This is a genomic window from Myxococcus sp. AM009, assembly GCF_013372605.1.
GTDB classification, from domain to species: domain Bacteria; phylum Myxococcota; class Myxococcia; order Myxococcales; family Myxococcaceae; genus Myxococcus; species Myxococcus vastator.
The window spans coordinates 1-11,733 of record NZ_JABXEP010000202.1; the positions used below are offsets into that span (position 1 = coordinate 1).

The following is an 11,733-nucleotide window of genomic DNA, read 5'->3' on the forward strand; positions in this document are numbered from 1 at the left end:
TCATGGGCGTCATCCGGCAGTATGCACCGGGGCGGCGGTGGGGATGGGCGCGGCCCGTTTGGAGCGGGCCGGCATCCCGAAGCACGCTCGCAGCCAGGGCACCCGGGCCACCCCTTCACACAGGCCCCAGGTGAGGCCGAACGACAGCGTGAGCACCGCGAGGAGGAGACTCCCGGGGCCCACGTCCCAGTCCACGAGCGCGAAGCCGACGGCGACGATGCTCGTCTGGTGGAGGATGTAGAAGGGGTAGGCCCGCTCGCGCGCGTGCCGGAGCCAGGGGCGGCGGACGTGGATGCGGGCCCGCGCCCAGGCCAGCGCCGTCAAGATGAAGAGCCACTGCAGCGCGGTGCGGCCCAGCGTCTCCAGCGGGAAGGGGTATTCGTTTGGCGGCACCATGACGGCGAAGAGCAGGCCGCAGGCGGCCAGCAGCGCCTCGCGCCGGGCCACCAGGTGCTCCACCACGCGCGGGCACCGGCCCAGCACGTGGCCTCCGAGGAAGAAGAGGCCGTAGTGGATGAAGGCCCGCGGGTCGTCCAGCAGCGCGTGCGTCTGGGGGAAGCGGCGCAGCAACACCTCGTTGAGCGCGAGCGGCAGGAACAGCCACGCCACGTTCCAGCCCCGGCTCAGCCACGTCTCGGCGCGCTGGAGCCAGGACTGGCCTCGCGCCGTGCGCAGCGCGGCGAAGAGCGGCAGCGCGAGCACGCAGTAGACGAAGAGGTACGCGATGAACCACAGGTGGTGCCAACTGAAACTGCCGGCGGGGTAGGGCACGAAGCCGAACACGGACGGATAGAAGTCCGCATAGCCGCCCTGGAACGTCCCGCGCTGGAGCCGCTCCACGTAGATTTGCGGCGGCACCACGACGAACATGCCGAAGACCAACGGGCCCAGGAGCCGCTTCGCGCGGTCCCCGGCGAAGGCTCCCAGCGCGCGCCGCCGCAGCGCGAACGCCGTGCCCAGGCCGGAGATGCACATCAGCAGCGGCATGCGGAGGTGATGCAGCACCTCCATGGGGGGCTCCAGCCACGGCAGGGCCTGGACGCTCTTCACGTGCCAGTCCCAGGTGTTGAACATCATCCCGGTGTGGAACAGGTGCAGCAGGAGAATGGCCACCACGCGGAGCCAGTCCAGGTCCGGGCGGTGCTCATCGGTGGGGTGCGGGGCGGCGGTGCTCATGGGTGAGCCTCCTTCCGCTCCGGGATACGCACCGCGCCCCGGGCGCTCCACGCCTCTGTCGCCAGCCGGTTCCACGGGGGGATGAGCCGGACGGGTGGGGTGGGGCGCAAAGGAAAGGGCCGCCCGGGTTGCCCCGGACGGCCCTCTCTCACTTCAGTGAAGCCCGCGGAGGACTACTCCGGCAGGACCTCGAGCTTGATCTTCGCGACGACTTCGCGGTGCAGGCGCAGCTCCACCTCGTAGTTGCCCAGGGCCTTGATGGGCTCGGGCAGGTGGATGTGGCGGCGGTCGATGCTCTGACCCTCGGCGGCGACCGCCTCCGCGATGTCCAGCGCCGTGACGGAGCCGAACAGCTTGTCCTGGTCGCCCACGCGGCGCTTGATGCTGACCTTGATGGCGCCAATCTTCTTCGCCTGCTCCTCGGCCGCGCCCTTCAGCTTGGCGTTCCGAGCGACGATGACCGCCTTCTCATGCTCCAGCTGGCGCAGGTTCTGCTCGCTGGCCAGCACCGCCTTCTTGCGGGGCAGGAGGAAGTTGCGGCCAAAGCCGTCCTTCACGGTGACGAGCTCCCCGGACTTGCCCAGGTGCTCGATGTCCTCACGCAGAATGACCTTCATGTTCAGTCTCCTGTGCGGACCGGCGGACTAGCCGACCACCGCGTTGTAGGGGAGGAGCGCGATGCCACGGGCGCGCTTGATGGCCACCGCCACCTCGCGCTGGTGCTTGGCGCAGTTGCCGGAGATGCGGCGGGGGATGATCTTGCCGCGCTCCGTGACGAAGTACTTCAGCGTCGCCTGGTCCTTGAAGTCCACCGACGCGTTCTTCTCCGCGCAGAAGCGGCAGACCTTCTTGCGGCCGAACCCGCGGCCACCGCCGCGCTTGTCGTCGTCACCGCCCAGCCCGCCGCCGCGGTCGCCGCGATCACCACCGCGGTCACCCCGGTCACCACCGCGCGAGCCACCACCGCCGAAGCCACCACCACCGCCACCACTGCGGGCGGGGGGGGCAGAGGCCGTCTTGCTATCCGTTCCGTTGCTCATGAGCGTTCTCGTATCCTGGAATGGTCTCTAGCGAATTGACCCAGGCGGCCCTCAGGCCTCCTCGGTCGACTCCTCCTCGGAGTCGCCGCTCTGCTCCTCGGCACGGAAGCCACCCTCGCGCTCCGCGGGAGCGCCCGGACGGGCCTCCTCCACGTCGCCGGCCAGCTTCACGTCCTCGAGCACCGGACGCGTCTCGGGGTCCACCTCGTCCGCCAGCTTCACGGAGATGTAGCGGGTGACCTCGTCCAGGTTGCGGAGGTTACGCTCGATTTCCGCCACCAGCTTCGCGCCGCCCAGGAAGTGGGTGTGCACGTAGATGGCGCGGGGCTGCTTCGCCACGGGGAACAGGGTCTTCTTCTTGCCCCACACCGTGAAGCGGATGACCTTGCCACCCTCGCGGGAAACGATGCCGCGGACGCGCTCCTTGAGCTTGTCCACGTTGTCGTCCGTCAGGTCCGGCTTGACCAGGAAGATGGTCTCGTACTCACGAAGCCGCGTAGCGGCCTGCGTCTCAGACATTGTTTTCTCTCCCCTTGGGGTCGAGTGCCCTCCGGTGAATCCAGAGAGCGGGGAAACGGCCAGCGGACCCAGGTGGCCCACCGCCGGGGACGGGAAACCGCGCGCCCGTCACCTTCGCGCTACGTCCCGTGTACCAACACGGGAAGCTGGAAAAGAACATCCCACCGGGTCATCCCCGATGAGGGAACGGGCCTTCTATGGGGGGGCCCCCGCCAAGTCAAGCGGCCGGGCGCCTCGTCCGCCGGCCCGTGGGGGGCCCGGGGGCCCGCCTCAGGCCTTCCGGTTGAACCGGTTCATGGCCACCGACAGGCCCTCGCGAAGCCAGAGCTCCGTCATGTCCATGGCCCGGTCGATGAGCGTCTCCAGCTCCCGGCGCTCGCCGTCGTCGAAGTTGGACAGGACGTAGCCGGCCACGCGCTCGCGGGCGTTGGGCCTCTCTGGCTTGCCAATGCCGAAGCGCAGGCGGATGAAGCCCTCGTCGCCCAGGCTGGAGACGATGCTCTTGAGGCCGTTGTGGCCGCCGCTGCCACCGCCGGCCTTGAGCTGCAGCCGGCCCAGGGGCAGGTCCAGCTCGTCATGGATGACGAGCACGTCCGCCACCGGCACCTTGAAGAAGCGCGCCGCCTCCGCGACGGAGCGGCCCGACAGGTTCATGAACGTCTGGGGCTCCACGAAGAGGACGCGCTCGCCCGCCAGGGTGCCCTGGCCGACCCTGGCCGCGAACTTCTCCTGGTTCAGCGCCGCGCGCGCCCGTGACAGCAGCGCCTCCACCACCATGAACCCGATGTTGTGCCGGTGCCGCTCGTACTCGCGCCCCGGATTGCCCAGCCCGACGATGAGCTTCATGACGTGGCTCCCGAAACGAGAAACGGGGCCAGCCCCTTGCCGGGCCGGCCCCGCTCCAGAAGGACCGCTGAAGGCGACAGCCTACTTCTTCGCCGGGGCCTTCGCGTCCTTGGCCGGCGCCGCCTTCGCGTCCTTGGCGGCCGGGGCCGCCGCTGCCGCCGCCGGACCGGCCTCCGCGGCCTCCGGCGCGCTGATGACGGCCAGGGTGTAGTTGACGTTCGTCTTCACCGACACGCCCTGGGGCAGCTTCAGGTCGTTGATGTGGAGCACCTCGGCGATCTTCATCGCCGTCACGTCCACCTCGATGCGCTCGGGGATGGCGGCGGGCAGCGACCAGACCTCGATTTCACGGCGGGCCTGGGTGAGCAGACCGCCGTCCGCCACGCCCTGCGCGCGGCCGGTGAGCACCAGCGGCACGTTGACCTTCACCTGCTCGGTGGGGCGCACGTCCAGGAAGTCGGCGTGCAGGATGGCGCGGGTGACGGGCTCCATCTGGTAGTCCTTCAGGAGCACCTGGCGGTCACCGCCCTCCACCTTGATCTGGATCAGGGTGTTGAACTTGTGCGGGGTGTTGATGGCCTGGCGGACCGCCTTGGGGTCCACGGAGATGTGGACCGGCTTCTCCAGGTGCTTGCCGTAGACGACGGCGGGAATCAGCCCCTGGGCGCGCAGGCGGCGGGCAACGCCCTTGCCGGAACCTTCACGCGGCTTGGCCTCGAGGGTGCTCGTATTGGCGGACATGGAATCCTCACGAATGGGACTGCGGGTGCCACCAGCCGCCCTGGCGCCCTCGGCATCCCGCCCCAGTGGCGGGCCCCGAAGACGGCGCCTGTGGAGGCTGCCGATGGAAGGGCGTGCACATGCCAGCCGGACGGCTTGGAGTCAAGCCGCCCGGCGGACAGGCGCGGACCGGCTCAGACGAACAGCGAGCTGAGCGAGTCGGCGCGGTGGATGCGGGCAATGGCCTCGCCGAAGAGGCGGTCGGTGGTGAGCAGGCGGATCTTCGAGCAGGCCAGCGCCGCCGGAGACAGCGGCACGGTGTCCGTGAAGACGACCTCCTCCAGCACCGAGTCCTGGATGCGCTGGATGGCCGGGCCGGAGAGGATGGGGTGGACGGCGTAGGCCACCACGCGCCGCGCGCCCTTGGCCTTCAGCGCCGCGGCGGCCTGGGCCAGCGTGCCGGCGGTGTCCACCATGTCGTCCACCAGCACCGCGTCCTTGCCACTCACGTCGCCGATGAGGTTCATCACCTCCGACGCGTTGGGGCGGGGGCGGCGCTTGTCGATGATGGCCAGGCCCGTGTTCAGCCGCTTGGAGTACGCGCGGGCGCGCTCCACGCCGCCGGCGTCCGGGGAGACGATGACCAGCTCCTGCGACTCCGGGAAGCGCTTGCGCAGGTCCTCCAGGAACACCGGCGAGCCGTAGAGGTGGTCCGAGGGGATGTTGAAGAAGCCCTGGATCTGCCCGGCGTGCATGTCCATGGACACCACGCGCTGGGCGCCCGCCGACTCCAGCAGGTCCGCGATGAGCTTCGCGGTGATGGGCGTGCGCGGGGCCACCTTCCGGTCCTGACGGGCGTACCCGTAGTACGGAATGACGGCGGTGATGGAGCCGGCGCTGGCCCGCTTGAGCGCGTCGCACATGATGAGCAGCTCCATCAGGTGGTCGTTCGCCGGCGGGCAGGTCGACTGGAGGACGAAGATATCGTGGCCTCGGACGTTTTCGCCGATCTCGACGTGAATCTCCCCGTCCGAGAACCGGCCGACCTCCGCCTTGCCCAGAGGGCGCTTGAGGTACTCACAGATGCGATGCGCCAGGCCGGGATTCGAGTTCCCGGCGAACACCTTGAAGTCACGCGGCTGCATGGTGGGGCCGCTGACTAACCTGGACGCGGACGGAAGGAAAGAAGTCGTTAGTCCAGGTCCGCTGGTGCCGCGACGAGCATCCCGGCTTGCGCCTGATGAAGGTGCCGCTCGTACTCTATCAAGATGACGCGTTCCATTTGACTCCGCGTATCCGCGTTGAGCGGGTGGGCAATGTCCTTGTACGTCCCATCCTTCCGCTTCTTGGCTGGCATCGCGATGAAGAGCCCGGTCGAGCCGTGAATGACCTTCAAATCGCGAATGACGAAGCAGTGATCCAAGGTGATGGTGACGTACGCCTTGAGCTTGTCCTCTTCGACCGGAAACACCCGGACGTCGGTGATGTTCATGGTCCCCCCCCGAACCCGAAAGGTCGGAGCTGAGGGGAAGCCTGGGACATACTGGGTGTCAAATGCAAGCGCGGGCGCGAGAGAGATTCGCGCCACTGTTCAATGCCCCCACAGTCGGCCGCTGCGAGTGGAGCCTAGTTCAGCATTTGCGGCCAGTGAATGACCAGGTGGGTCAGGAACGCGAGGTGGTAGACCACGATGACGGCATACACGGCCGCGCCCAGCCGGATGGCGATGCGGCTGGCGTTGAGGTGCCGGTGGAGGCACAGGAGCCACAGGCCCGCGTTCACGATGACCAGCTTGGCGAACATGAAGAAGAGCGGGGACTGCTCATAGGCCACCCGCATGATGGGGTTGAGCTCCTCGGCCACCCCCAGCTGGAGGAAGAAGAGCGTGAAGAGCCCATCCAGCAGGTTCAGCATCAACAGCGCCACGGACGCCGGTGACAGGTAGAAAGAAGCCTTGCTGCCCCACGCCCCGCCCTGCATCGGTCCAATCGTCGCCGCCACGCCCATCCCCCTTCGCCGGTCCGAGGCCAGTGCTCTTCAAGAGCCTTGCCAACGCCCGCGAGGCCCGGTGACGGGCAGGCGAGGAAGCGGGCGACAGCGGGGGTCGATTCGGCTATGGGACGGGCGTGGCGGGAAGTTGACTCCCCTGGGGTCGTGGCAGACTATCCGCGCCCCTTCCGCCCCCGGCCCGTGAGCGTTCCTTGCATCAATTCCCCAAAGATATCGGGTGGATAGAGGTCATCTGCGGTTCGATGTTCTCCGGCAAGACGGAGGAGCTGATCCGCCGCGTCCAGCGCGCCGTCTACGGCAAGCAGCGGGTGCAGGTCTTCAAGCCGCGCATCGACAACCGCTACGACGAATCCGCGGTGGTGAGCCACTCGCAGCTCAAGGTGATGTCCACCGCCATCGAGCGGGCTGAAGAGATTTTTTACAGGCTCGCGCCCGACACCCAGGTGGTGGGCATCGACGAGGTGCAGTTCTTCGGTTCAGAAGTGGTCGCCGTGGTGGAGGCGCTGGCCAACAAGGGCCTGCGCGTCATCTGCGCGGGGCTGGACCAGGACTACCAGGGGCGCCCCTTCGAGCCGATGCCCCAGTTGATGGCGGTGTCGGAGTACGTGACGAAGGAGCTGGCCATCTGCGTGGTGTGTGGGAACCCGGCCAACCGCTCCCAGCGCATCGTGTCCAGTGGTGAGCGGGTGGTGGTGGGGGCGGCGGGCGCGTACGAGCCGCGCTGCCGCAAGTGTCACGTGGCGGAGCCGGCGGAGGGCACGCCGCCGCAGACCCTGGAGCTGTTCGACTGAGCGGGAGCTGAACGGATGCGCGACACCCTGTACTCCAATGTTCCCTTCAAGCTGAACGAGATGACCCACCACTATGGGCCTCACGTCCACCTGGTGGGAAATCCCTTTCTCCTGACCCAGCTTGCCACGCTGTGTTCGAAGGGCGTCATCCAGCCGCAGATCAACCGCCTGGTGGAGACGCTGTACGTCGACCTGGTGAAGACGGTGCTCAACGCGGAGTTCCCGCGGAAGAACGTCAGCCTGCCCACGCGGATGATCGACTCCACGCCCCAGGGCCTCTACCAGGGGGAGGTCATCGACCCGCAGGTGCGGGTGGTGACGGTGAACATCGCCCGGGCGGGCACGCTGCCGTCGCAGGTGACGTACGACCTGATGAACGCCACGTTGGACCCGACGGTGGTGCGCCAGGACCACATCATCATGAGCCGGATGATTGACGCCGCGGAGGCGGTGGTGGGCTCGGAGATTGGCGGCGCGAAGATTGGCGGCGACGTGGACGACGCCTTCGTGCTCTTCCCGGACCCCATGGGGGCCACGGGGGGGAGCCTGTCCACGGCGATTTCGCTCTACAAGAAGAAGGTGCCCGGGACGCCCCGGCGCATCATCACCCTGAACCTCATCGTCACGCCGGAGTACCTGCGGAAGATGACCACGGACCATCCGGACGTCATCATCTACGCGCTCCGGTTGGACCGGGGCCTGTCCCCGCCGGAGGTGTTCGGCACCGAGCCGGGCGCGCTCTGGGAGAAGGAGCGGGGCCTGGATGACCGGCAGTACATCGTCCCTGGAGGCGGCGGCTTCGGGGAGATCATGAACAACGCTTACGTGTAGCGGAGGAATCTTGGCGTTCTACGAGCAGGAAGTCGGTGTCCTGATTTCCGAGGACAAGTTGCAGGCGCGCGTGCGCGAGCTCGCGGCGGAGATTACGCGCGACTACGCGGGCAAGGACCTGACGCTCATCTGCGTGCTGAAGGGCTCGGCGTTCTTCGCCATCGACCTGGCGAAGCACATCGACCTGCCGGTGAAGTTCGAGTTCCTGGGCGTATCCAGCTACCAGGGCGGCACGGAGTCCACGGGCGAGGTGCGCATCACCACCGATGTCAGCAAGCCCATGGCGGGCAAGCACCTGCTCATCATCGAGGACATCATCGACACCGGGCTCACCATGCAGTTCCTGCTGGAGAACCTGCGCGCCCGGCACCCCGCGTCCCTGAAGGTGTGCTCGCTGCTGGAGAAGCCCGCGCGCGCCCGGACGCAGGTGGACATCGACTACAAGGGCTTCGTCATCGAGGACCTCTTCGTCGTCGGCTACGGGCTCGACTTCGGCGAGGTGTACCGGAACCTCCCCTTCATCGGGGTGATGAAGAACAAGTAGTCCCGGCCGGGTGCCGGCGCCGCCCTCTGTGCGCGGCGCCGCACCGGCGGGAGCGCGCCGTCACATGAGCGGGCAGAGGTCAGCGAAGTCGCAGCGCACCTCGATGGCGTCGCAGTAGAGCGAGCACGTCGTGTACATCCCGCACGACTGCGTGCCCGAGGGACACCGGATGAAGGTGCCGTTGGGGCACATGTACTTGAGCGTGTCGCAGTTGTAGAGCTCTGCCTCGCTCTGGCCCAGGTCGGCTTCCGCCTCCGGCGCCTCCACCGGACCACAGCCAACCGCGGACAGCAGCGTCGTCACAGCGAGCAGCAGCGTTGCAGCCTTCATGACAAGTCCTTTCGAGGTGGGGGACGACGCATCCAGGCTGTCGCCCCCCAGCCTGAAAGTCAAAGCGGGCGTGTCTGTGTATGACCGGGGAGGCGGAGGGCCTTGGGCCGCGCACGGGGGCCGCTCAGCGGCCGTGACGCGGTGCTCCGCGTTGTCGACTTCCAGTCCATGCACACCCTGCCTGGAAGAATGCGCTGAGGCGTGGCGTCTGGGCGCGCGAAACGAGGGCTGACCATGGATGCAACCACGGACAGGGCCGCGCTGGCTCGGGCGGGCAAGCACCACCAGCACGAAGCCGTCCGGAAGTACGTTGCCGAGTTCATCGGGACGTTCGTCCTGGTGCTGGGCGGCGTCGGGGCGGCCGTGCTGGCGGGGGACCACGTCGGCTTCCAGGGTGTGGCGCTCGCCTTTGGCCTGTCGCTGCTGGCCATGGTGTACGTGATTGGGCCCATCTCCGGCTGCCATGTGAATCCGGCGGTGACGCTGGGCCTGTTGCTCACGGGGAAGATGGAGGCCAAGGACGCGGCCGGCTACGTGGTGGCGCAGTGCGCGGGGGCCATCGTCGCGGCGGGCGTGGTGCTGCTGATTGCCCGAGGCATGCCCGGGGGCTACTCGGTGGCGACGCAGGGGCTGGCGACCAATGGCTATGGCGCCGCCTCGCCGGATGGCTTTGGCATGGGGTCGGCCTTCCTCACCGAGGTGGTGCTCACCTTCCTGCTCGTCTTCACGGTGCTGGGGGCCACGGATGCGCGCGCGCCGGTGGGCTTCGCGGGGCTGGCCATTGGCCTGGTGCTGACGCTCATCCACCTGGTGGGGATTCCGGTGACGAACACGTCCGTGAATCCGGCGCGCAGCCTGGGGCCGGCGTTGTTCGCGGGGAGCGTGCCCCTGGGGCAGCTGTGGCTGTTCATCGTGGCGCCGCTCCTGGGAGGCGCCACCGCGGCGGCGGTGTACCGCACGGTGTTCCGGCCGTCCGTGCCCATCAGCGCGGAGGAGGCCGAGCGGGCCCTGCGGCGCGAGCGTGAGTCGCGCATCGCGGACCAGCGGGCCGGAACGCGCGCTCCCGTCTGATGCCGTGGGGCGCTTCTCGCGGGGGGCTCCGGCGGGTACGGTGACCGGGAACAGGGGCCTGTCGGGCCCCCCACTGGAGCCGCCATGTTCTTCGACGCGACGCGCCTCACGGCCTACTTCCTGGCGGTGCTCGCGCTCATCCTGACGCCTGGGCCGGACACGCTGTACGTGCTGGCCCGGAGCATGGGGCAGGGGCGCAAGGCGGGCATCGTCTCCGCGCTGGGCATCTTCGTCGGGTGCCTGTTCCACATCGCGGCGGCGGCGTTCGGGTTGTCGGCGTTGCTCGCGACGTCGGCGCTGGCCTTCTCCGTGGTGAAGTGGGGCGGGGCGGCCTACCTCGTGTGGATGGGCGTGCAGATGCTGCGCTCCCAGGACGACGCTCCCGAGGAGGTGCGGGCGCTCCCGGCCCTGGGGCTGCGGCGCATCTTCCGCGACGGCGTCGTCACCAACGTGCTGAACCCGAAGGTGGCCGTGTTCTTCCTGGCGTTCCTGCCGCAGTTCGTGGACGCGTCCGCGGGCTCGACGGGGCTCCAGTTCCTGGGGCTCGGGTTGATGTTCTCCGTCACGGGGACGTCGTGGCTGGTGCTGCTGGCGGCGACGGCCGGGGCCTTCGGGGGCTGGATGCGGCGCAACCCGAGGGTGGCGGCGTGGCAGAAGCGCGTCACTGGCGGCGTCTTCGTGGTGCTGGGGACGCGGCTGGCGTTGCAGCGCCAGGCGTAGGCGTCAGACGAGCGCCTTGATGACCACGTAGAGCACGTAGAGGACCCACGGCACGGCGGCCAGCAGCCCGAGGACTCCGAGCAGGCCGGCCCAGACGGGGTAGCCCTTGCGCCAGGGCAGGAGCAGGAACGTGCCTCCGGCGAGCGCGGGCAGGGGCAGGAGGTTGAGTGCGGCCAGCTTCGCGCTCATCAGGCCCCAGGCGCGCAGCAGGTCGCCGTCCCGGAGGAGCGCGAGGAAGCGCTCCACGCGGCCGGGGAGCAGGGAGGGCTCGAAGGGCACGGCGAAGCCGCTCACGAACTGGCGCAGGGCCTCCGTGGGCCCCAGGCAGGCCATGGCGATGGCGACCTGGAGGACCCAGGGCAGGAGGATGACGGCGGCGTGCAGGGGCGGGGAGAGCTGGAGCAGGCGGCTCCTGGCGGGGGCGCCCTCGGCGGTGGGCTCGTCGAAGCTCACCGCGCTGCCGAGCGCCAGGGGGCGGAAGGCCCACAGGATGCTCCCCAGGCGGGCGGAGAGCAGGGTGGGGCCGTAGCCGAGGACGATGGACACGGGCCGTGCGCCCACGGTGCTGGCCACGGCGGCCTGCGCCAGCGCCCAGAGGGCGTTGACGGCGAAGAAGAGCATCCAGAGCCAGAGGAGTTGGGACAGGCGGTCCATGCGGGGCGTCCCTGTCTACCATGACCCGGGGTGGCCTCCATGCGCGGGTGGGGCACCAATCACCCTGGAGCGTGGCGCCGCGTCTCTGGTAGGCATCCGGGCCGAGGAACTCATGGCCTACGGCATCGCGAATCACCTCTGGATTCATGGGAGCCCGGACCGGTCCAGGGTCCGTCAATGGATGGACGCCGCACTGGGGACGTCGTTCGGGGAGCAGCCTCGGAGTGACATCGTCGTCGCGGACGTCTTCCAGTTCGGGCCGGCGCTGACGCTCATCGACGTGCAGGTGTTAGGAGCGCCGCGCGTCGTCGAAGGCGAGGCGGAGGCGGCGGAGCAGGACGGCTTCCTGACGCGCGTGGCCAGCCTGGCGAAGGAAGCGGGCTTCAAGTGCACGCGCGTGTGGATGGGCGACGTGGGCACCATGGCGTGGGAATTGGAGTCCCAGGGGGAGGAGGGGGCGCCCACGTCGCCCATCCACACG

The 11,733-nt window shown here is 68.8% G+C and carries 16 protein-coding genes and 1 pseudogene; 6 read left to right on the forward strand and 11 right to left on the reverse strand.

Annotation, left to right across the window (positions count from 1 at the left end; genetic code table 11):
- Nucleotides 1-9: 9 nt before the first annotated feature.
- From HV824_RS32025 to HV824_RS32065, 9 genes are all read right to left on the reverse strand, one after another.
- Nucleotides 10-1,176: an acyltransferase gene (locus HV824_RS32025; protein ID WP_176424937.1), complete on the reverse strand. Its 1,167-nt coding sequence runs from the start codon at nt 1,174-1,176 to the stop codon at nt 10-12.
- Between the two features lie 173 nt (nt 1,177-1,349).
- Nucleotides 1,350-1,793, reverse strand: coding sequence for a 50S ribosomal protein L9 (rplI, locus tag HV824_RS32030; protein ID WP_176421027.1), 444 nt, complete (start codon nt 1,791-1,793; stop codon nt 1,350-1,352).
- A 27-nt stretch (nt 1,794-1,820) separates the two neighbouring features.
- The gene (gene rpsR / locus HV824_RS32035; RefSeq protein WP_163784673.1) at nt 1,821-2,216 is read right to left on the reverse strand and encodes a 30S ribosomal protein S18; all 396 of its coding nucleotides are present in this window, start codon (nt 2,214-2,216) and stop codon (nt 1,821-1,823) included.
- Between the two features lie 51 nt (nt 2,217-2,267).
- Nucleotides 2,268-2,735, reverse strand: a complete 468-nt coding sequence (gene rpsF / locus HV824_RS32040) for a 30S ribosomal protein S6 (protein ID WP_163784674.1) — start codon at nt 2,733-2,735, stop codon at nt 2,268-2,270.
- 270 nt (nt 2,736-3,005) lie between these two features.
- Complete coding sequence (gene pth, locus HV824_RS32045) at nt 3,006-3,581, reverse strand: aminoacyl-tRNA hydrolase (protein WP_176424938.1); 576 nt, start codon at nt 3,579-3,581, stop codon at nt 3,006-3,008.
- 81 nt (nt 3,582-3,662) lie between these two features.
- Nucleotides 3,663-4,322 carry a 50S ribosomal protein L25/general stress protein Ctc gene (locus tag HV824_RS32050; protein ID WP_176421025.1) on the reverse strand — a complete coding sequence of 220 codons (660 nt, stop codon included), beginning with the start codon at nt 4,320-4,322 and terminating at the stop codon, nt 3,663-3,665.
- 173 nt (nt 4,323-4,495) lie between these two features.
- Nucleotides 4,496-5,446, reverse strand: a complete 951-nt coding sequence (locus HV824_RS32055) for a ribose-phosphate pyrophosphokinase (protein ID WP_176421024.1) — start codon at nt 5,444-5,446, stop codon at nt 4,496-4,498.
- 47 nt (nt 5,447-5,493) lie between these two features.
- The gene (spoVG, locus tag HV824_RS32060; RefSeq protein ID WP_163784678.1) at nt 5,494-5,793 is read right to left on the reverse strand and encodes a septation regulator SpoVG; all 300 of its coding nucleotides are present in this window, start codon (nt 5,791-5,793) and stop codon (nt 5,494-5,496) included.
- Nucleotides 5,794-5,927: 134 nt separating this feature from the next.
- Nucleotides 5,928-6,308, reverse strand: a complete 381-nt coding sequence (locus HV824_RS32065; RefSeq protein ID WP_176421023.1) for a DUF5658 family protein — start codon at nt 6,306-6,308, stop codon at nt 5,928-5,930.
- 194 nt (nt 6,309-6,502) lie between these two features.
- Here HV824_RS32065 and HV824_RS32070 point away from each other — a divergent pair, with 194 nt between their 5' ends.
- The 3 genes from HV824_RS32070 to hpt are packed head-to-tail and all read left to right on the forward strand — an operon-like array spanning nt 6,503 to nt 8,477.
- Nucleotides 6,503-7,102 carry a thymidine kinase gene (locus tag HV824_RS32070; RefSeq protein ID WP_140794212.1) on the forward strand — a complete coding sequence of 200 codons (600 nt, stop codon included), beginning with the start codon at nt 6,503-6,505 and terminating at the stop codon, nt 7,100-7,102.
- 15 nt (nt 7,103-7,117) lie between these two features.
- Complete coding sequence (locus HV824_RS32075) at nt 7,118-7,933, forward strand: uracil phosphoribosyltransferase (protein WP_002634163.1); 816 nt, start codon at nt 7,118-7,120, stop codon at nt 7,931-7,933.
- Nucleotides 7,934-7,943: 10 nt separating this feature from the next.
- On the forward strand, nt 7,944-8,477 hold the full coding sequence (gene hpt, locus HV824_RS32080; protein WP_163784681.1) for a hypoxanthine phosphoribosyltransferase: 534 nt from the start codon (nt 7,944-7,946) through the stop codon (nt 8,475-8,477).
- Nucleotides 8,478-8,537: 60 nt separating this feature from the next.
- Here the strand turns inward: hpt and HV824_RS32085 are convergent, their stop codons facing one another.
- The gene (locus HV824_RS32085) at nt 8,538-8,807 is read right to left on the reverse strand and encodes a hypothetical protein (RefSeq protein WP_176424939.1); all 270 of its coding nucleotides are present in this window, start codon (nt 8,805-8,807) and stop codon (nt 8,538-8,540) included.
- Nucleotides 8,808-9,041: 234 nt separating this feature from the next.
- Here HV824_RS32085 and aqpZ point away from each other — a divergent pair, with 234 nt between their 5' ends.
- Together aqpZ and HV824_RS32095 are read left to right on the forward strand one after the other, a co-directional pair.
- A complete protein-coding gene (gene aqpZ / locus HV824_RS32090; protein ID WP_176424940.1) occupies nt 9,042-9,878 on the forward strand; it encodes an aquaporin Z in 837 nt (278 codons plus the stop codon).
- An 84-nt stretch (nt 9,879-9,962) separates the two neighbouring features.
- A complete protein-coding gene (locus HV824_RS32095) occupies nt 9,963-10,598 on the forward strand; it encodes a LysE family translocator (protein WP_176424941.1) in 636 nt (211 codons plus the stop codon).
- A gap of 3 nt (nt 10,599-10,601) precedes the next feature.
- Here the strand turns inward: HV824_RS32095 and HV824_RS32100 are convergent, their stop codons facing one another.
- Nucleotides 10,602-11,252, reverse strand: a complete 651-nt coding sequence (locus HV824_RS32100; RefSeq protein WP_176424942.1) for a hypothetical protein — start codon at nt 11,250-11,252, stop codon at nt 10,602-10,604.
- A 112-nt stretch (nt 11,253-11,364) separates the two neighbouring features.
- On the opposite strand from HV824_RS32100, the pseudogene HV824_RS32105 reads away from it, so the two are divergent.
- Nucleotides 11,365-11,733 (forward strand): annotated as a pseudogene (locus tag HV824_RS32105) (hypothetical protein); the annotation flags it as partial.

What these genes read in the sequence shown, in the direction of transcription:
- rpsR (WP_163784673.1), bottom strand. Translation starts at nt 2,216, where the DNA reads ATGAGCAACGGAACGGATAGCAAGACGGCCTCTGCCCCCCCCGCCCGC.
- aqpZ (WP_176424940.1), top strand. Translation starts at nt 9,042, where the DNA reads ATGGATGCAACCACGGACAGGGCCGCGCTGGCTCGGGCGGGCAAGCAC.
- HV824_RS32025 (WP_176424937.1), bottom strand. Translation starts at nt 1,176, where the DNA reads ATGAGCACCGCCGCCCCGCACCCCACCGATGAGCACCGCCCGGACCTG.
- pth (WP_176424938.1), bottom strand. Translation starts at nt 3,581, where the DNA reads ATGAAGCTCATCGTCGGGCTGGGCAATCCGGGGCGCGAGTACGAGCGG.
- HV824_RS32100 (WP_176424942.1), bottom strand. Translation starts at nt 11,252, where the DNA reads ATGGACCGCCTGTCCCAACTCCTCTGGCTCTGGATGCTCTTCTTCGCC.
- rpsF (WP_163784674.1), bottom strand. Translation starts at nt 2,735, where the DNA reads ATGTCTGAGACGCAGGCCGCTACGCGGCTTCGTGAGTACGAGACCATC.
- HV824_RS32065 (WP_176421023.1), bottom strand. Translation starts at nt 6,308, where the DNA reads ATGGGCGTGGCGGCGACGATTGGACCGATGCAGGGCGGGGCGTGGGGC.
- HV824_RS32055 (WP_176421024.1), bottom strand. Translation starts at nt 5,446, where the DNA reads ATGCAGCCGCGTGACTTCAAGGTGTTCGCCGGGAACTCGAATCCCGGC.
- rplI (WP_176421027.1), bottom strand. Translation starts at nt 1,793, where the DNA reads ATGAAGGTCATTCTGCGTGAGGACATCGAGCACCTGGGCAAGTCCGGG.
- HV824_RS32095 (WP_176424941.1), top strand. Translation starts at nt 9,963, where the DNA reads ATGTTCTTCGACGCGACGCGCCTCACGGCCTACTTCCTGGCGGTGCTC.
- HV824_RS32085 (WP_176424939.1), bottom strand. Translation starts at nt 8,807, where the DNA reads ATGAAGGCTGCAACGCTGCTGCTCGCTGTGACGACGCTGCTGTCCGCG.
- HV824_RS32075 (WP_002634163.1), top strand. Translation starts at nt 7,118, where the DNA reads ATGCGCGACACCCTGTACTCCAATGTTCCCTTCAAGCTGAACGAGATG.
- spoVG (WP_163784678.1), bottom strand. Translation starts at nt 5,793, where the DNA reads ATGAACATCACCGACGTCCGGGTGTTTCCGGTCGAAGAGGACAAGCTC.
- HV824_RS32050 (WP_176421025.1), bottom strand. Translation starts at nt 4,322, where the DNA reads ATGTCCGCCAATACGAGCACCCTCGAGGCCAAGCCGCGTGAAGGTTCC.